Source organism: Streptomyces sp. ME02-8801-2C, assembly GCF_033793965.1.
Lineage (GTDB): Bacteria > Actinomycetota > Actinomycetes > Streptomycetales > Streptomycetaceae > Streptomyces.
In genome coordinates this window covers 40,960-59,219 of sequence record NZ_JARAXP010000021.1, presented here as the reverse complement: position 1 = coordinate 59,219, position 18,260 = coordinate 40,960, and the positions used below count along the sequence as shown (strand labels likewise).

Below are 18,260 nucleotides of genomic sequence, written 5' to 3'. Positions count from 1 at the left end.
CCGGTGGGGCTGGTCGCGCCCGCGCGGCGGAGCCGCATATCGACACAGCCCCGCGCCCCTGCCGGGGGCGCTGTCGCGCCACCCGACTTCGCCAGAACCGCCTCGTTCACCCGTCCGCCGACACGGACATCTGTCTTCCGACAAGGACTTCGCATGACAGCCACGACCACGCCGTACTCGGAGCTCAAAGCACCGACGACGGTTCGCAGACTGCTCACGGCGCCGACCACCGGGCCCCTGGCCGCCCTCCTCCTGGCCTGCGCCTTCTTCTCCTTCTCGACCGACCAGTTCCTGACCGGCGGGAACTTCTCGCTGATCGTGCAGCAGGTCATGGTCGTGGGCACCCTCGCCATCGGCCAGACCCTGATCATCCTCACGGCGGGCATCGACCTGTCGTGCGGGGCGGTGATGGCGTTCGGCAGCATCGTGATCGCCAAGATGGCGGCCGAGGGCTCCGTCCCGCCGCTGGTCGCGATCGCGCTGGGCCTGGGGGTCTGCGGCGGCTTCGGGCTGCTCAACGGGCTGTTGGTGCAGAAGATCCCGCTGCCGCCGTTCATCGTGACCCTCGGCATGCTCAACGTGGCGTTCGCGCTGACCCACATCTACTCCGAGGAGCAGACGGTCACCAACCTGCCCGGCTCGCTGACCGCACTCGGGGAGACCTTCCCGCTGGGACACACGGACATCACCTACGGCTCCCTGGTCACCATCGGGCTGTTCCTCCTCCTCGCCTACGCGCTGAGCAGCACCGGGTGGGGCCGGCACGTCTACGCCCTGGGCAACAGCGCCGAGGCCGCCCGGCTGAACGGCATCCGCACCTCCCGCCTCACCATCGGCATCTACACCGTGGCCGGTCTGCTGTACGGCATCGCCGCGCTGCTGCTCATCTCCCGTACCGGGGTGGGCGATCCGCAGGCCGGGCAGACCGACAACCTCGACAGCATCACCGCGGTGGTCCTCGGCGGCACCAGCCTCTTCGGCGGCCGGGGCTCGGTGCTGGGCACCTTCATCGGCGTCCTCATCGTCGGTGTGTTCCGCAACGGCCTCCAGCTGATGGGCGTCGCCTCCATCTACCAGACCCTGATCACCGGCGTCCTGGTGATCCTCGCGGTGACCGTCGACCAGATCTCCCGGAAGAAGGCCCGATGACCGCCACCTCCTCCCCCACGCCCGTGCTGCAGGCCCGCGGTCTGGTCAAGCGGTACGGCCAGGTCACCGCCATCGACGGCGCCGACTTCGACCTGCTGCCCGGTGAGGTGCTCGCCGTCATCGGCGACAACGGCGCCGGCAAGACCAGCCTCATCAAGGCCCTCACCGGCGCGGTGACCCCCGACGCGGGCGAGATACTGCTCAACGGTGAGCCCATCACCTTCTCCGGCCCGCAGAGCGCCCGCGCCCACGGCATCGAGACGGTCTATCAGGACCTCGCCGTCGCCGCGTCCATGGACATTGCCTCAAACATGTTCCTCGGACGCGAACTGCGCCGCTCCGGCGTACTCGGCAGCGTCTTCCGCATGCTCGACAAGAAGCGCATGCGCCAGGAGGCCGCCGAGCACATGGCCGACCTGAAGATCGGCCTGCGGTCGCTGACGCAGTCCGTGGAGACGCTCTCCGGCGGACAGCGGCAGGCCGTGGCGGTCGCCCGTTCCGTCGCCTGGGCGAGCAGCGTCGTCGTCATGGACGAACCCACCGCCGCTCTCGGCGTCAAGGAGTCCGGCCAGGTCCTCGACCTCATCCGCCGGGTCCGCGACAAGGGCATGCCGGTCGTCCTGATCAGCCACAACATGCCCCATGTGTTCGAGATCGCGGACCGCATCCATGTCCACCGGCTCGGCCGGCGCGCCGCCGTGATCAAGCCCTCCGACTACTCGATGGCCGAGGTCGTGGCCATCATGACCGGTGCGCTCAGCATCGACGAGGCCGGAGATACTGTCGTAGCGGATTCGGAGGCCGCGAAGGCCGCCGGAGTCCAGGCCACCTGACAGCTCAACCCCGCTCTCGCAACTCCGGCCGAGGCCGCGGCCGGAACCGAGAGCCCTCAGGAGACGGTTTCCTCCATGGCAGCGAACCGCCGCCCCACCCTTGCCGACGTCGCCCGCGAAGTCGGCGTCAGCGCCAAGACGGTCTCCCGAGTCCTCAACGAGGACGGACCCGCCTCCGCGCAGACCAGGGAACAGGTACTCGCCGCGGTGGCCAAGCTCGGCTTCCAGCCGAACCTGATGGCCCGCAACATCCGCGTCGGCGGCCCCGACACCACCATCGGCCTGGTCATCCCCGACCTCGCCAACCCCTTCTTCGGGGCCGTGGCCCGCGCCATCGAGGACACCGTCCGCGACCGCGGACTCACCCTCCTCATGGGCTCCTCCGCGGACACCCCCGAGCGTGAACGCGCCCTGACGGACAAGTTCCTGGCCCGCCGGGTCAGCATCCTGCTCGTCGTCCCGTCCGTCGGCGCCGACCACTCCCACCTCAAGTCCCACCGTACGGCGGGACTGCCCGTGGTCTTCCTCGACCGACCCGGGGTCGGTCTCGCCACGGACAGCATCGTCAGCTCCAACCGGGCCGGGGCCCACGGCGGGGTCGCCCATCTCGTCGCCCACGGGCACCGGCGTATCGGATTCGTCGGTGACCTGCCCCCGAAGCTGTACACCCGCCGGGAACGGCTGGCCGGTTACCGCTCGGCGCTGCAGGAGGCCGACATCCCCTACGACCGCTCGCTCGTCACCAACGCCCACGACCAACACGGCGCCGAGGCCGCGACCGCCCGGCTCCTCGAGCTGGCCGATCCGCCGACCGCCCTGTTCGCCGGCAACAACATCATGGCGCTGGGCATAGTCGCCGAACTGGCCCGCGGCAGGCGCAAGGACGTCGCCGTCGTCGCCTTCGACGACATCGCGCTCGCCGAGGCGCTCGAGCCGGCCCTGACCGTCGTGGCCCAGGACGCGGAGGAACTCGGCAGAACGGCGGCGACGACGGCGCTGGCCCGCCTGGACGGGGACCGCTCCCGAGCCCGGACCATCACCGTCCCCACCCGTCTGATCACCCGGGGGTCGGGCGAACTGCGTGTTCCCGCACTCCAGGAGGCGTGAAAGGAATTCCTCCCCGGGCGATGAGTTCCGGCGGGCTCGCGAGTCTCTTGTGGTGACCGTGACACGGCGTCGTACGAGGGCGCCCGGCACAGGACTCCACGGAGGACACCATGACGACCACGCCCAGTGACCCGACCGCAGCACCGGCCGGCCTTCCGCCCGTCGTCGACCTGGCCACCTGGCAGGTTGCCAGGGACGAGCTGCTGCTCCGCGAGAAGGCCCACACGCGTGAGGGCGACGCCATCGCGGCGGCCCGCCGCCGACTGCCCATGGTGGAAGTCGACGGGTTGGCCGAGGTCGTCGGACCGGACGGCCCCGTCCCGTTCCTGGACCTGTTCCAGGGACGGGACGAACTCGTCGTCTACCAGCACATGTGGTACGACGGCGCGCCGCACCAGGGGCAGTGCGAGGGCTGCACCACCACGGCCTGGCATCTCAAGGACTCCGTCTATCTCAACGCCCGCGGCGTCTCGTTCGCCGTGCTCACCACGGGCCCCTGGGACGAGGTGGCCTCCTATGTCGATTTCATGGGCTACACCCAGCCCTGGTACTCGGTACGCGACACGGACGCGCCGATCGGCGGCGAGATGGGTTACCTCGCCTCCTTCCTGCGCGACGGCGACCGCGTGTTCCTCACCTACTCCACGACCGGCCGTGGCAACGAGCCGGTCAACGGTTCCCTCGCCCTGCTCGACATGACGCCCTACGGCCGCGGCGAGGCGTGGGAGGACAATCCGGCGGGCCGGCCCGAGGGGCACAGCCCTTGCTGGTACTGGCGCTCGGACGCGGACGGGAACGCCGACTGGGGTCCGACCAGCCGCCCGGTACCGCAGTGGACACGGCCCGGCGCGACCCCCGTACAGACCCTCGGCCGGCAGGGCCACCACCACTGACGGGCGTCCGCCCCGACGGGGTGTGCGGCTTTCTGTTCGTCGGACGGGGGGTCATCTGCCGCGCAGCCGTGCGCTGATCGTCCTCCCCGTCTGCTGGACCACGTCGACGAGCCGGTCCAGGCTGTGCGCGGGATCGGTCACGACACTCAACGACGCGATGAGTACGCCACCCGGCCCGTACAGGGGCACCGCCACACAGCACACGCCGGGCACCACTTCCTCCCGGTCGAAGGCGACGCCCCGGTCGTGGATCGCCGCGCACTCCCGTCGCCAGGACGAGGGCAACTCCCCCAGCGGGAGACGCGGGTGCGCCCCGGCCACCAGGACCTTGCCCGCCGCGGTGAACCACGGCCAGACCGTGCCGTCGGGCTGCGGGTCGAGCGCGTCGTCGGTCTCGCATGCCGTCCAGTCGAGAACCAGGGTCCGTCCCTCCCGCAGGACGTTGACCCCGACCGAGGTGCCCGTGGCGCGTGCCAGCCGGCGGGCCGGCCCCCGGGCCGCGGATCTCAGCCCGGGATACGGCTGCCACGCCTGCCCGAGCCGGAACATCCGCGAGCCCACTCGATAACCCGTACGACTCCGCTCGACGGCGCCCAGGTCGACCAGTTGCTCCAGCAGCCGGTACGCGGTCGTCTTGGGCAGCCCGCACTCCGCCGCGAGCCTGGTCAGTCCCGCCTCACCGGCCCGCTCCAACGCCTCCAGCAGCGCGAAGGCGCCCTCCAGTACGCTCCGTCCGCCGACGTCCCGCACGACCGGCGGTCGCACCGCCACCTGTTCCGGCACGGTCAGCCGGTCCAACTGCCCCACCGGTGACGGTGCCGTCCTTGTCGCTGTCGCTCCCCGTGGTTCCTTCAAGTTCCTCTCCCCAACCACCGCCCGCAGTGCGGCCGCAGCCCGGACGGCTCGGGTCCCCGCGGCCGGACCACCCGTGTCGCACGACTCCCCGGCTCGCCGCGCCACGTCCCCCGTGTGCGGAGCGCCGCCGTGCGTGGGCGCCTCTCTCCCCCACACACTGAGGTCCGAATGTGGCTCAGAACGTTGTCGATACGTTGTCGCCCAGCGTGAGAGTGTGCGCGACACGTGGAGAAGATCTGCACGGGGGGTGCGGAGAACGTGATGGATTTGCGACTTCTCGGTGTGGTGGAACTGTCGGTGCGGGGCCGGACGACGGAGGTCGGACCGCCCCAGCGCCGGGCCGTGCTGGCGGCGCTGGCGGTGGACGCGGGCCGGCCCGTCACGGCCGACGTACTGATCCAGCGGGTATGGGGCGTCGATCCACCCGACGGTGCACGGCGTGCCGTGCACGCCCATGTCGCCCGGATCCGGCGACTGTGCGAGCAGCACGCGGACGCGGAGGACTCCCAGTTACGCCTGGTGCGCCGTTCCGGCGGGTACCTGCTGGAGGCCGCCCCGGAGCAGGTGGACGTCCATCGGTTCCGGCAACTGGTCTGCCGGGCCCGGGAGTCGGGGCGGACGGAGGAAGGGCGGGCGTCGCTGCTGCGCGAGGCGCTCGGTCTGTGGCGTGGGGAACCGCTGGCCGGGCTGAGCGGACAGTGGGCGGGACGGGTGCGTGAGACATGGCGGCAGCAGCGGGTTGACGCCGCCGTGGGGTGGGCCCACCTGGAGTCGCGGGTCGGCGATCCTGTCGCCGTGATCGGTCCGCTGACCGAACTGCTCGACGAGTATCCGCTGGTGGAGCCGCTGACCGGGGCGCTGATGCGGGCGCTGCACGCCGCCGGGCGCGGCGCGGAGGCGCTGGACCGCTACGCGAGTGTCCGGCGGCGGCTGGCGGAGGAGCTGGGCGCCGACCCGGGGACGGCGTTACGGGAGGTGCACCAGGCAATTCTGCGGGGAGGGCTGTCGGCGCCGCCCGCGCGGCCGACCGTCCGAGGGCCTGCCGAGGCGGCCCACCTCGTCCGTCGGGGGGCGCGGCCGACGTCTGCGGCCGTAGCTCGGCCGGGCGAGGTGCCCGTGCAACTGCCCATGGGCGTACGGGGTTTCACCGGGCGCGACCAGGAACTCGCCCGGCTCGACGAGATCCTCGCCTCGGCGGTGGAGCAACCGTCGGCGGTGGTGATCTCGGCGGTGTCGGGCACCGCGGGGGTGGGCAAGACCGCGTTGGCCGTGCACTGGGCGCGCCGAGCTCAACGGGCCTTTCCCGACGGGCAGTTGTATGTGAACCTCCACGGGTTCGACCCCGGCGGGCCGGCGGCGGGTCCGGCGGAGGCGGTACGGGGGTTCCTGGACGCCTTCGGGGTGCCGCCGTCCCGAATCCCGGCCGGTCTGGAGGCGCAGACGGGGCTGTTCCGCAGTCTGCTGGCCGGGCGGCGGGTGCTGGTGGTGCTGGACAACGCCCGTGACGCCGAGCAGGTCCGGCCGCTGCTGCCCGGGGCGCCCGGGTGTCTGGCGCTGGTCACCAGCCGGCGGGCGCTGACCGGGCTGGCCGCGGCCGAGGGGGCCCATCTGCTGACCCTCGGTCTGCTCGGACCCGGTGACGCGCGGGAGTTGCTGATCGGCCGGCTGGGAGCGGACCGGGTGGCGGCCGAGCACGCGGCCGTACGGGAGATCGTCGGTCGGTGCGTGGGGCTGCCGCTCGCGCTGGCGATCGTCGCCGCCCGCGCGGCCGCGCAGCCGGGTCTGCCGCTCGCGGCGCTCGCCGGGGAGCTGCGCCGGGCCGACGGACGCCTGGACGCCCTGGACGGTGGGGAGGCGGCCAGTCAGGTGCGGGCGGTGTTCTCCTGGTCGTACCACGCGCTCGGTGCCGACGCGGCCCGGCTGTTCCGGCTGCTGGGTCTGCATCCCGGACCGGACGCCTCGCTGTCGGCGGTCGCCGCGCTCGCCGACGTGCCGCTGCCGCGTGCCCGTGCCCTGCTGGCGGAGCTGGTCCAGGGGCATCTGCTCACCGAGCACGTCCCGGGCCGGTACGCCTTCCACGACCTGCTGCGCGTCTACGCCGCCGAACTGGTCGCCGCGTACGACAGCGACGACGTCCGGAACACGGCCGTACTCCGGATACTCGACCACTATCTGCACACCGCCCACGCGGCGGACGCCCTGCTCACACCCCGACCCCGGCCCACTCCGCTGCCGCCCGCCCAGCCGGGCGCCTCGCCGGTGCGGCTGTCGGACCACTCGGAGGCGCAGGCGTGGTTCACCGTCGAGCACGCGGTCCTGCTGGCCGCCGTGGAACAGGCCCCCGCCGCGGGCTTCGACACCCACGCCTGCGGTCTCGCCTCGGCGCTCACCACCTATCTCGACCGGCACGGATACCGGCGGGCACTGACCACGGTCCACACCACCGCGCTGGAGGCCGCGGTGCGCCGGGGCGACAAGGAGGGGCAGGCCGACGCCCACCGCGGGCTCGGGCTCGCGCAGGACCGGCTCGACCACCCCGACGACGCACGCGCCCACTACCTGCGGGCGCTGGACCTCTTCGACGAATCCGGCAACCACGCGGGGCAGGCCCGCGTCCACCAGCATCTGTCCCGGATGTACGAGGCACAGGGGCGGCACCTGTGCGCGCTCGGCCATGCCCGCGACAGCCTCGCGCACCACCGGGCCGCCGGTGACCGGGCCGGGCAGTCCGCCGCCCTCAACCACATCGGCTGGACCCTCGCCCAGCTCGGCGACCACCAGCAGGCGCTCGCCCACTGCCGCGAGGCCCTCGAGCTGGCCCGGGAGACCGAGGACCTCAACGGCCAGGCCCACATCCAGGACAGCCTCGGCTACGTCCACCACCATCTCGGCCGGCACGAGGCGGCCGTCGGCTGCTACCGGCAGGCCGTCGACCTGTTCCACCGGACCGGGGACCGGCACGGCGAAGCCACCGGACTCGTCCGGCTGGGCGACATCCAGCACACCGCCACTCACACCCACGCCGCCGCCGACGCGTGGACCAGGGCCCTGTCGCTCACCGCCGACCTCGGCCTCCCGAACACGGACCCCCTACGCACCGGCCTCCTGGACCGCCTCGCTACCGCCTCCAACCCCGATCCCCCGACCCGGCCCAGCCCAGATCCCCTACGGCCGACGCCGAGAACCAACCCAGACCGCCTCGCTACCGCCTCCAACCCCGATCCCGCATCGCGGCCCGCCCCGGACCCCCTACGACCCACGCCAGGCACCAACCCGGACCACCCCTCCCCCGCCTCCAACCCCCATCCCCCGACCCGGCCCAGCCCGGACCCCCTACGACCCACGCCAGACACCAACCCAGACCACCCCTCTCCCACCTCCACCCCCGATCCACCAACCCGGCCCGTCCCGGATCCCGTACGGCCGACGCCGGGCACCAATCCGGACCGCCCCTCTCCCGCCTCCGCCCCGAATCCCCCGTCCCGGCCCCTCCGGGATCCCGTCCCGGCGACGCCGGGTGCCAAGGCCGGGCCAGGTCCGATGAGCCCCTCTCCGGTCCACTGAACGGAGTCGGTCAGGCGGAGTCGCGTGCCTGGACCCGGAGTTCGGCCTCGACGAGGGCGGCGGGCGTGTCCTGGTGGTCGAGGGCGTCGACGATGCGGCGCGCCAGACCTCGGGCGATGGCGTCGGTGTCGCGGACGACGGTGGTGAGCGAGGGCCTCAGCAGTGCCGAGGCCGGGATGTCGTCGACGCCGATCACGGCGAGGTCGTGCGGGGCGCGCAGCCCCAGGGACTGCAGGGCCATCAGTACGGCCATGGCGACATCGTCGTTGAACGCGCAGATGCCCGTCACCGGCGGGTCGGCGGCGAGCCAGGCCTTCACCGCGTGGACGGCGCCGTTCAACTCCAGCGGAACGGTCCGGACGTCGGGCTCGGGGAGGCCGTGTTCGTCGCAGACCTGGCGGACCCCGGCCAGGCGCGGCTGGGCGAGGACGTCGAGCCGGCCGATGTCCGGGTAGGCGTAGCCGAGCCGGTGGTGCGAGGGGACGAGATGGCGGGCCTGCAGCGCGCCGATCGGTTCCTCGGCCACCAGTGGTGACTGGAGGTCACGCGCCACCGCGCCGTGCATCGTCATGACGACCTCGATGCCCGCCGCCCGCATGGCGTCCGCCTCGGACTCGGGGAACTCGTTGAGGGCGAGTACGGCGGCCGGGGTGAGGGCCCGCCAGATCTCGCGCAACGGCCGGGCGGGATGGGCCGACGAGTGCACAAGGAAGGTGAACTCGTGTTCGGCGAAGGCGTTGGTCAGCTGCTGGATGAGCCGTCCGAGGACGTGCTGGATCGGCCAGTCGGGCAGCAGGCCGAGCACGATGTCCGAGCGCCCCGTCCGCAGGGTGCGGGCGGCGGCCGAAGGGGCGTAACCGAGGCGGGCGGCGGCTTCCCACACCCGGCGGCGCGTCGCCTCCGCGATCTTCTGGTGCGGGGTGTCGTTGAGGACGTAGCTCACCGTCGCGCGCGAGACTCCGGCCTCCTGAGCGACATCCCCACTGGTGACCCGTCTGCCTCTGGACGTCCCCGCCATGCGCCCCCACCCTCTGGCCTCTGACCCACCGACAGACCTCTTGCCAAACCCACGATCGCGGGCTAGCTTACCGGCTCAGTCAACCTACACGTTTAAGTGACGCGTTTAAGTAACCCTTGGTAGTCGCCCCCCGGTACTCAGCGAAGAGGACCCATGCCTGGCCCGAACGAGACCACGAGCAACCCCTGGAAGACCGCGACGCTCGCCGGCATGGCCTCCTACCTCGATGCCGCGGCCCTGGTGACATCGGGAATCGCCATCGGCGGCTACTACGCCGCACCGCTCCAGCTCGCTCCCGGGACCATCGGCTCCCTGCTGGGGCTGCAGACCCTGGGCTTCGCGGTCGGCGCGCTGTTCGGCGGCCGGCTGGGCGACCGGTTCGGCCGGCGTGCCGTCTTCACCTGCTCGCTCGTCCTCTACGCGGTCGGCGTCCTGCTGCTCCTCGTGGCGGCGGGTCCCGCCGTGCTCTTCGCCGGTGTGGTGGTCACGGGGCTGGCCATCGGCGCCGACCTCCCGGTGTCACTGGCGCTCGTCAACGAAGAGGCGCCGGACGGCAGGAAGGGCACCATGGTGGTGTTCTCCGGCATGCTCTGGCTCGCCGGAATCGTGACCGTGCTGACGCTCAGCTCCTTCATGGGGGCGCGGGGCATGGCCGGCGGCCGGATACTCTTCGCCCACCTGCTGGTCGTGGCCCTCGTCGTCCTGGTCCTGCGGCTGAGCCTCGGCGAGTCGGCCGAGTGGCGCGCGGCGCGCCGGGCCGCCGACGCACATGCCGACGCCGACGCCGGGACCATCGAGTTCAGCCGCGTCCGGGATCTCTTCCGGGCACCGACCGTCCACGCCCTGCTCGCGACCGGCCTGTACTACGCCACCTGGAACCTCGGCGCGAACACCCTCGGGCAGTTCGGCACCTTCCTGTGGACCGCGCTGGCCGAGGGAGAGGTCGCGCGGTTCTCCCAACTGTCCCTGCTCGGGCTTCCGTTGGGCTTCGTCGCGGGCCTGGTGTTCATGCGGGTCATCGACCGACCGGCCAGGCACGGCTGGTTCGCGGCGGGCACCGGTCTCATCGTCGTCGCCTGGGCGCTGCCCGCCCTGCTCGGGCCCACCAGGTTCACCCTGGTCGCCGTCATGCTCGTCTCCGGTCTGGGCAACGCCTTCGCCGGCGAGTCCATCTACAAGATCTGGTCCCAGGAACTCTTCCCCACCCTGCTGCGGGCCACCGCCACGGGCGTGACCATGGCGTTCACCCGGGCCGTCGCCGGTCTGGCCGCCCTGGGCACGCCCGCCTTCGCCGTGGGCCACACCCGGCTGTTCTTCGGTCTGCTGTTCGGCTTGATGGTGGTCTCGGCGGTGATCGGCCTGCTCTGGGTGCCGCGACTGCCCGAAGCCGCCCGGCCCGAGGAGGCCGCCGGCCTCAGCAGCGACCCCGTCCTCACGCTCAAGACGACCGAAAAGGCTGCTCCTTGATCCGCCATCACGACTTCCGCCACCGCGAGCTGACCCTGCGCTCCACGCTGCACATCCCCGACGGCCCGACGGGAACCCGCTGGCCGACCGCCGTGTTCGTGCACGGCTTCGCCTCCAACCGGCTCGAACTGCCGGACTTCGTCGCCATGTCCCGGCTGCTGGAGTCCCACGGCATCGCCTCGGTCCGCTTCGACCTCTCCGGACACGGCGAGAGCGACGGCGACTTCTTCGACGTCACCATCACCGGTGAGCTCGACGAGACCCGCGCGGTACTGGAAGTGGTGCGGACCTTCGACTTCGTCGACCCCGGCCGTGTCGCCCTGGTCGGTATGAGCATGGGCGGCGTGGTCGCCGGCATCACGGCCGCAGAGGTGCCCGGGATCAGCGCCCTGTGCCTCTGGTCCCCGGCCGCCGTCGCCCCCTTCGAGATCGGCAGCGGCCGGCTCAAGGGCCGCAGTCTCGCCCCCGAGCTGGCGGAGAAGGGGTACGTCGACACCGGCGGCCACCGGATGAGCCCCGCGCTCATCGAGGACATCGCCGGCCTCGACGTCTACGGGCGCTCCGCCGCGTACACCGGGCCCGTGCACATCCTGCACGGCGACATGGACGACATTGCTCCCCTCGAGTACGTACGCCGCTATCTGGACCACTACGACGGCAACGCACAGCTGGAGATCGTGGAGGGCGCGGACCACGCCTGGGCCTCCATCCCGCACCGCACCACGCTGCACCAGTCCACGCTGCGATTCCTCCGGAGGCACCTCCAGCGATGAACACGTCGAGCCCTGCGGCACCTGACGCGCCGGACACCGCGACCTCGGTCGTCGCGCTGCGCACCGAGGACGACTCGGGTCTGGTGGCCACCCCGTACGCCGCCCCGCGCCTGTCGTGGTCGCTGACGAGCGAACGACCGGACGTCCTGCAACACGCGTACGAGGTCCAGGTGTCGGCCGGCCTCCCCTTCGACGACGGCCCGCCCGGCGAAGTGGTCGAGTCCGGCACGGTGACCGATCACCCGTGGCCGGCCGAGCCGCTGCGCAGCCGCGAGGTCCGGTTCTGGCGTGTCCGGGTCCGCACCGACGTCGGATGGACGGCCTGGAGCGACCCCGCCAGGGTGGAGGCGGCGCTCCTGGACGACGCGGACTGGGTGGCCCTTCCCGTCCATCTCCCCAGCGACCGGGGCCGTACCTCCCCCGGCCCGGCACCGCTGCTCCGCCGGGAGTTCGAGCTCCCGGCGGAGCCGGTGTCCGCCCGCCTGTACGTGACCTCACTGGGCGTCCACCGCACCGCCGTCAACGGGCATCCCGTCTCGGACGACCTGCTGGAGCCGGGCTGGACCAGCTACCCCAGCCGGCTGCTCTACGCCACCTACGACGTCACCGCCCTCCTGCTGCCCGGCACGAACGCCCTGTCCGCCGCGCTCGGCGACGGCTGGTACCGCGGCCACCTCACCTGGCACAAGAACCGCAACGTCTACGGCGACACCACGGCTCTCCTCGCCCAGCTCGAAGTCACCCTGGCCGACGGCAGCGTCGTCACGGTCGCCACGGACGACCACTGGCGAGGCGGCTACGGCGGTCTGCTGGCGGCGGATCTGTACGACGGCTGCGAACACGACCTGCGTCACGAACCGGACGGCTGGCAGCTGCGCGACTTCGTCGACGACGACTGGGAACAGGTCGCCGCCCTCCCCCTGCCCAGGGGGCTGACGCAGCGCGCGCACCCTGCCGTGCGGGTCGTCCAGGTGATCCGGCCCGAGCTGCGGACCCTGTCCGACGGCACGATCGCCGTCGACGCGGGCGAGAACATCACCGGCTGGCTCAGGCTCCGCGTGGACGGCCCGGCGGGCGGCACGGTCACCGTGCGGCACGCCGAGGTTCTCGACGCGGAGGGCCGGCTGCTGACGAGCCTGCTGCGCGGCGCCCGTGCCACCGACCAGTTCACGCTGGCCGGCGGCCCGACCGAACTGCGGCCGGAGTTCACCTTCCACGGCTTCCGGTACGCCGAGATCGTCGTCCCACCGACCGTGACCGTCGAGGCGGTCGAGGTCGAGGTGGTGGCCAGCGACCTGCGCCGCATCGGCGGGTTCCACTGCTCCGACGAGCGCGTGAACACGCTGTACGCCAACGTCGTACGCTCCCAGCGCGGCAACTTCCTCGCCGTGCCCACGGACTGTCCGCAGCGGGACGAACGGCTCGGCTGGACCGGCGACCTCATGGCCTTCGCCCCGACGGCGTGCGCCACCTTCGACAGCGGTTCCTTCCTCGACAGCTGGTTCACCGACCTGCGTATCGAGCAACGACCCGATGGCGCGGTCCCGTTGGTGATCCCCGATGTGCCGCTCGGCGAGCCGCCCCCGGCCGAGCTTCCGCACGCCGGCGGCGCCGCCGGCTGGGGCGACGCCGCCACCGTCGTACCGGCCGCCCTGTTCGAGGCCTACGGCGGGCACGCCATGCTGGAGCGGCACTACGCGGCGATGCGGGCGTGGGTCGGCTTCACCGTCGATCACCTGGACGAGGACGGTACCTGGAGCGGCAACGCGCAACTCGGCGACTGGCTCGACCCGGCCGCGCCACCGGAGGATCCGGCGCGTGCCACCACCGACTCCGGCTATGTCGCGACCGCGTTCGTCGCGCACAGCGCTCGTCTGCTCGCCGACGCGGCACGGGAGTTGGGGCACGCCGAGGACGCCGAGCGGTACGCGGACCTGCACCGGCGTACCGCCGAGGCGGCCTGGCGCAAGTGGGGCGACCACGCCCGCACCACGCAGACCGGCTGTGCGCTCGCTCTCGAGTTCGGTATCGCGCCGGCCGCCGAGCGCGCCGACGTGGCCAAGGCCCTCGCCGGTCTGGTGCGCGCCCGGGACGGACGCATCGCCACGGGGTTTCTGGGGACACCGTTCGTGCTGCCCGCACTCACCGGTACCGGGCACACGGACGAGGCGTACCAGTTGCTGCTCAACCCGGAGTGCCCGGGCTGGCTCTACCAGGTCGCCCGGGGTGCCACCACGATGTGGGAACGGTGGGACGCCGTCCGGCCCGACGGCACGATCGACGTCGAGAACGCGGGCATGATGCTGTCGTTCAACCACTACGCGTACGGCGCGGTCGCGGCCTGGCTCTACCGGTCCGTCGCGGGACTGCGTCCCGCCTCTCCCGGCTACCGCACCCTTGAGATCGCGCCCCGCCCCGGCGGCACGATCACATCGGCCGAGGCCTCGATCACCACTCCGTACGGGCCGGCGTCCGTCGCCTGGTCGATCGCCGACAGCACCCTCACCGTGAACGCCGTACTGCCGCCCGGCACCACCGGGCAGTTCAGCGCCCCGGAGGGCTGGAGCGGTGCGGAGGCCGTGGGACGGCTCGGGTCCGGCAGCCATCTCCTGACACTGCGTCCGCTCTGAGCCGTCGTGCGCCGGGTTTCGTCACCCCGCCCTCCATACCGCGGCCCGCTGTCTCTGACACGACAGCGGGCCGCTCCCCCTGGCCGCCGCGGTCCCTACTGCCGCAGGGCGTCGGCGAAGAAGTCGAGGGAGCGGTCGACCTCGGCCAGAGCCGGCGTCCGATTGAGGTGGCCGTGCGGCATGCCGACGGCGAGGTAGGCCGTCACCGGCACCTCGGACGCCGTCAGCTGCCGTGCCAGGAGTTCACCGGAGGGCCGCAGATCGTCGTACTCGGAGACCAGGAGACGTACCGGCGGGAGTCGGTGCAGCGCGGCCGCTCCCGGCAGTGCGTCGCGCGGCAGGTCGGTGAGCCTGCCGACGTAGTTCTCCACCATGAACTCGATGTCGGTCGTGGTGAAGCGCATCGTCGGTGGGAGGTGGGCCATGTCGGCGGCCGTGGCGGCGGTCGGCGCCGGGACGGGGAAGTGCGCGAACGGGTAGGCGAGCAGCAGGAGATCAGCCGGTCGCACGTCCTCGTCGCGGTCGTGCACGGCGGCGGCCAGAGCCAGGGCCGCGCCCGCGCTCGCGCCGCCGAGGGCCACGGTATGGGCGTCGGCGGCCCGTTCGTTCCGGAACCATCGCCATGCGGCGCGCACGTCGTCCAGCGGTACGGGATGACGGACCCCGTCCGTGGCCAGCCGGTAGTCGACGCAGACCACCGACGCCTGGGCCCGCGCGGCCAGTTCCGATGCCACGACGTGCGCCTCGGGCATGTCGAGGTCACCGGCGAGGAAGCCGCCGCCGTGCACCCACAGCAGGGCCGTGGAGCCCGGGTCCCGCGGTGTGTAGGTCCTGACCGGCACCGGCCCGTGAGGTCCGGCGATCTCGCCGTTCTCGACGGCGACATCGGGTTGCACCCAGGGCGACGGATCCTCCGCGAACCGGCCGAACCGCGACGCGGCCTCCGGGTCCACGAGGTCGGCGAACGTCAGGTCGGCTATGAGGTGCAGCCGCTGAGCGAGATAGGAGTCCAGGGGCAAGGTCGTCAGCTCTCTGTGCGGTCATGGGACACGGGAAGGGGCGACGGGGAGGCGTCGGGATTCGGCCACCCCGGTTTCGATGACGCCGGGCCGTCACGCCGACGCACGCACCTCCAGCCGGATGCGCGGCTCGACCACTTCCCCGGAGAGCTGCGTACCGGCGAGCGCCGCCGTCACGGAGTCCGCGTAGTACTCGGCGATGGCGGCGACGTCCTGGACGACCGTGGTCAGCGGCGGGCAGGCCACGGCCGAGGCAGGGCTGTTGTCGACGCCGATGACCGCGATGTCCCGGGGAGCCCGGAGGCCCAGGTGGTGCGCACCGGCCAGCACGGCCATGGCGACCTCGTCGTTGAACGCGCAGACGCCGGTCACCGGGATGTCCATGGCCCGCCAGGCCCGGATGGTGTCGGCGGCCCCGGCGGGATCGAGCGGGACCGTCCGGACGTCGGGCTCGGGCAGCCCCAGGTCGGCACAGACCTCCCGGACGCCGTCCAGGCGTGGCCGGGCGAACACGGCGACCCGTTCCTCGTCCGGATAGGCGTACCCCAGGCGCTGGTGGGAGGCGGCCAGATGACGGGCCTGCAGGGCGCCGATCGAACGTCCGCTGGTGTCGGCCTCGCCCGCGCCCTCCTCCTGCGCGTCGTACATGGCGACGATCACCTCGATACCGGCGGCCCGCATCGCCGCGGAGTCGAGGTCGGAGAACGGTTCGAAGGCCAGTACGGCGGCGGGGGTGAGGGCCTTCCAGATGTCACCGAGCGAGCGGGCCCCCCGGATGCTGGAATGGACGACGAAGGTCAGGCTGCGGCTCGCGAAAGCGCGGGTCAGCTCCTGGATCAGCTCTCCCGCCGAATGACCGAGCGGCCAGTCCGGCAGCAGCCCGAGCACGACGTCGGAACGCCCGTTGCGGAGCGTTCGCGCGGCGGGCGAGGGAGCGTAGCCGAGTGCGGCCGCGGCCGCCAGGACGCGTTGTCGGGTCGCGTCGGTGATCTTCTGATGTGCCGTGTTGTTGAGGACGAAACTCACCGTCGCTCGGGAAACACCGGCCTCACGGGCCACATCCGCGCTGGTGACCCTCCTGCTCCGTGGTGCCACTCACAACCGCCTTCCAGGAACCTCTTGCGCAATGCGAGAGACGCCGTTAATTTACAGGACATCAACTTTAACGTGTTAGCGACACGTTAAAGTAACTCAAAGTAGCGCACTGGCTCTGTGATCCAACCGCTGATCACGGTCGGTTGCAACCGCCGCGGAGACCCGCTCCACCCACACCGGGCTGGGACCACCCCACTGCCGGGCCCCGTCCCGGAACGTCCGCTCATCGGCGCCCCCATGAGTCACCCGATCCTCCCGGTTCCTGCCCCTCTCCCCGGCAATTCCACGCAACGGAGATCCTCAATGAAGAGAAGAACCGCACTCCAGGCCTCCATCGGTGTGGTGGCGACGCTCACGCTCGCCGCCTGCGGCGGTGGACAGACCAGCGGTGCCGGCGCCGGCCCGGTGAACCTGACCATCGCCCTGTCCTCGGCTCCCAACAGCCTGGACCCCGCCCAGGTCGCCGTCGGGCCCTTCCTGAACTACATGGACCCCGCCTACGCGACGCTGCTGACCCGCAAGGCCGACGGCACCCTGGGCGCCGGGATCGCCGACAAGTGGGGCTACGTCGGCCAGGGAAACACCAAGTTCCAGCTCCAGCTGCGCAAAGGCGTGAAATTCGCGGACGGCACGCCGATCACCGCGACCGATGTCGTCAACTCGTTCAAGTACTTCCAGAAGGGCAGCGGACCCACCGTCGCCAACTTCCGGCCCCTGACCTTCGCCACGCCCGACGCCTCGACCGTGGTCGTCAGCAGCCCGACGCCGAACCCCGACATGGGCACCCTGTTCACGCCCGCGTACATGGGTGGCGCCATCATCAGCCCGGCCGGGCTGAAGAACCCGAAGAAGCTGGCCTCCGCGACCTTCGGCTCCGGGCCGTACGTGTACAGCGCCAAGGAATCGGTCTCCGGTGACCACTACGTCTTCGTTCCGAACAAGAACTTCTGGGACCAGTCCGCCGTCCACTTCAAGAAGATCACCGTCCGGGTGATGCCGAACGTCAACTCGCAGGTGCAGGCCCTGAAGTCCGGGCAGATCGACATCATGTACGGTACTCCGGACGTGGGGCCGACGATCAAGGGCGTCAAGTCGCTCACCACGCTCACGAAGCCCACCACCTGGGCGGGCCTGTTCCTCCTGGACCGTGCGGGCACCATCGTCAAGGGCCTGGGCGACGAACGCGTCCGGCAGGCGCTGAACTTCGCCGTCGACCGCCCCGCGATCACGAAGGCGGTCTACGGCAAGTACGGCACCCCGGTCTCCCAGCCGCAGATGCCCGGTTACGACGGTTACAGCCCCGCGGCCGAGAAGGTGTACTCCTACGACCCGGCCAAGGCCAAGTCGCTGCTGAAGGCGGCGGGCTACGGGAACGGGCTGACCATCCCGGTGAACTACGGTTCGTTCGACCCCTCGACGACCAAGATGGTGCAGGCGGTGCAGGCCCAGCTCGCCGAGGTGGGCGTCAAGCTGGAGCTGAGGGCCGCCACGAACTTCGGCGCCTGGATCAACGACCTGCTGACGAAGAAGTACGCGGCCACCGTGCTGTCACCCGGCACGGGTGGCGAGTCCAACTTCTACGCACAGCAGGCGGGCTTCACCAAGACGGGCATCATGAACCTCTTCGGTGTGACCGACCCGGACGTGGATGCCGCCTACGCCCGGCTCGCCACGGCGGACGCGCAGTCCAGCGGGGCCGCCGCGAAGGATCTCACCGATGTGATCGTGCGCAAGGCGCTGGCGTTGCCGGTGTCCGGTACCGACACGATCGTCATGTACAACACCAAGCTGCACGGGGTGCAGTTCCCGGAGGGCAGCGCCCAGCTGACCCCGGACACCACGTGGACCGTTGGCTGA

At 71.7% G+C, this 18,260-nt stretch carries 13 protein-coding genes; 9 read left to right on the top strand and 4 right to left on the bottom strand.

Going from position 1 to position 18,260, the window contains the following annotated elements; genetic code table 11:
- Positions 1-153: 153 nt before the first annotated feature.
- The 4 genes from PV396_RS39215 to PV396_RS39200 all read left to right on the top strand — a co-directional run bounded on the left by PV396_RS39215 (position 154) and on the right by PV396_RS39200 (position 3,982).
- Entirely contained in the window at positions 154-1,149 is a 996-nt protein-coding gene (locus tag PV396_RS39215) for an ABC transporter permease (protein ID WP_319213075.1), read from the top strand.
- A complete protein-coding gene (locus PV396_RS39210; protein ID WP_319213073.1) occupies positions 1,146-1,982 on the top strand; it encodes an ATP-binding cassette domain-containing protein in 837 nt (278 codons plus the stop codon). Before PV396_RS39215 ends, PV396_RS39210 begins: the two co-directional genes overlap by 4 nt.
- Before the next feature lie 75 nt (positions 1,983-2,057).
- Positions 2,058-3,089 carry a LacI family DNA-binding transcriptional regulator gene (locus PV396_RS39205; RefSeq protein WP_319213071.1) on the top strand — a complete coding sequence of 344 codons (1,032 nt, stop codon included), beginning with the start codon at positions 2,058-2,060 and terminating at the stop codon, positions 3,087-3,089.
- Positions 3,090-3,199: 110 nt separating this feature from the next.
- The gene (locus PV396_RS39200; RefSeq protein WP_319213069.1) at positions 3,200-3,982 is read left to right on the top strand and encodes a DUF899 domain-containing protein; all 783 of its coding nucleotides are present in this window, start codon (positions 3,200-3,202) and stop codon (positions 3,980-3,982) included.
- Between the two features lie 51 nt (positions 3,983-4,033).
- Here PV396_RS39200 and PV396_RS39195 read toward each other — a convergent pair whose 3' ends face one another.
- Complete coding sequence (locus PV396_RS39195; RefSeq protein ID WP_319213067.1) at positions 4,034-4,789, bottom strand: IclR family transcriptional regulator; 756 nt, start codon at positions 4,787-4,789, stop codon at positions 4,034-4,036.
- Between the two features lie 309 nt (positions 4,790-5,098).
- On the opposite strand from PV396_RS39195, the gene PV396_RS39190 reads away from it, so the two are divergent.
- A complete protein-coding gene (locus tag PV396_RS39190; protein WP_319213065.1) occupies positions 5,099-8,401 on the top strand; it encodes a BTAD domain-containing putative transcriptional regulator in 3,303 nt (1,100 codons plus the stop codon).
- A 10-nt stretch (positions 8,402-8,411) separates the two neighbouring features.
- Here PV396_RS39190 and PV396_RS39185 read toward each other — a convergent pair whose 3' ends face one another.
- Positions 8,412-9,419: a LacI family DNA-binding transcriptional regulator gene (locus tag PV396_RS39185; protein WP_319213063.1), complete on the bottom strand. Its 1,008-nt coding sequence runs from the start codon at positions 9,417-9,419 to the stop codon at positions 8,412-8,414.
- 153 nt (positions 9,420-9,572) lie between these two features.
- Here PV396_RS39185 and PV396_RS39180 point away from each other — a divergent pair, with 153 nt between their 5' ends.
- The 3 genes from PV396_RS39180 to PV396_RS39170 are packed head-to-tail and all read left to right on the top strand — an operon-like array spanning position 9,573 to position 14,289.
- Positions 9,573-10,886, top strand: coding sequence for an MFS transporter (locus tag PV396_RS39180; protein ID WP_319213061.1), 1,314 nt, complete (start codon positions 9,573-9,575; stop codon positions 10,884-10,886).
- Positions 10,883-11,659: an alpha/beta hydrolase gene (locus PV396_RS39175; RefSeq protein WP_319213059.1), complete on the top strand. Its 777-nt coding sequence runs from the start codon at positions 10,883-10,885 to the stop codon at positions 11,657-11,659. The genes PV396_RS39180 and PV396_RS39175 overlap by 4 nt, the downstream gene beginning before the upstream one ends.
- Positions 11,656-14,289, top strand: a complete 2,634-nt coding sequence (locus PV396_RS39170; protein ID WP_319213058.1) for a family 78 glycoside hydrolase catalytic domain — start codon at positions 11,656-11,658, stop codon at positions 14,287-14,289. The genes PV396_RS39175 and PV396_RS39170 overlap by 4 nt, the downstream gene beginning before the upstream one ends.
- Positions 14,290-14,384: 95 nt before the next feature.
- Here the strand turns inward: PV396_RS39170 and PV396_RS39165 are convergent, their stop codons facing one another.
- Together PV396_RS39165 and PV396_RS39160 are read right to left on the bottom strand one after the other, a co-directional pair.
- On the bottom strand, positions 14,385-15,308 hold the full coding sequence (locus tag PV396_RS39165; protein WP_319213057.1) for an alpha/beta hydrolase: 924 nt from the start codon (positions 15,306-15,308) through the stop codon (positions 14,385-14,387).
- Between the two features lie 93 nt (positions 15,309-15,401).
- Positions 15,402-16,403, bottom strand: coding sequence for a LacI family DNA-binding transcriptional regulator (locus PV396_RS39160; RefSeq protein WP_319213056.1), 1,002 nt, complete (start codon positions 16,401-16,403; stop codon positions 15,402-15,404).
- Positions 16,404-16,706: 303 nt separating this feature from the next.
- On the opposite strand from PV396_RS39160, the gene PV396_RS39155 reads away from it, so the two are divergent.
- Positions 16,707-18,260, top strand: coding sequence for an ABC transporter substrate-binding protein (locus PV396_RS39155; protein WP_319213054.1), 1,554 nt, complete (start codon positions 16,707-16,709; stop codon positions 18,258-18,260).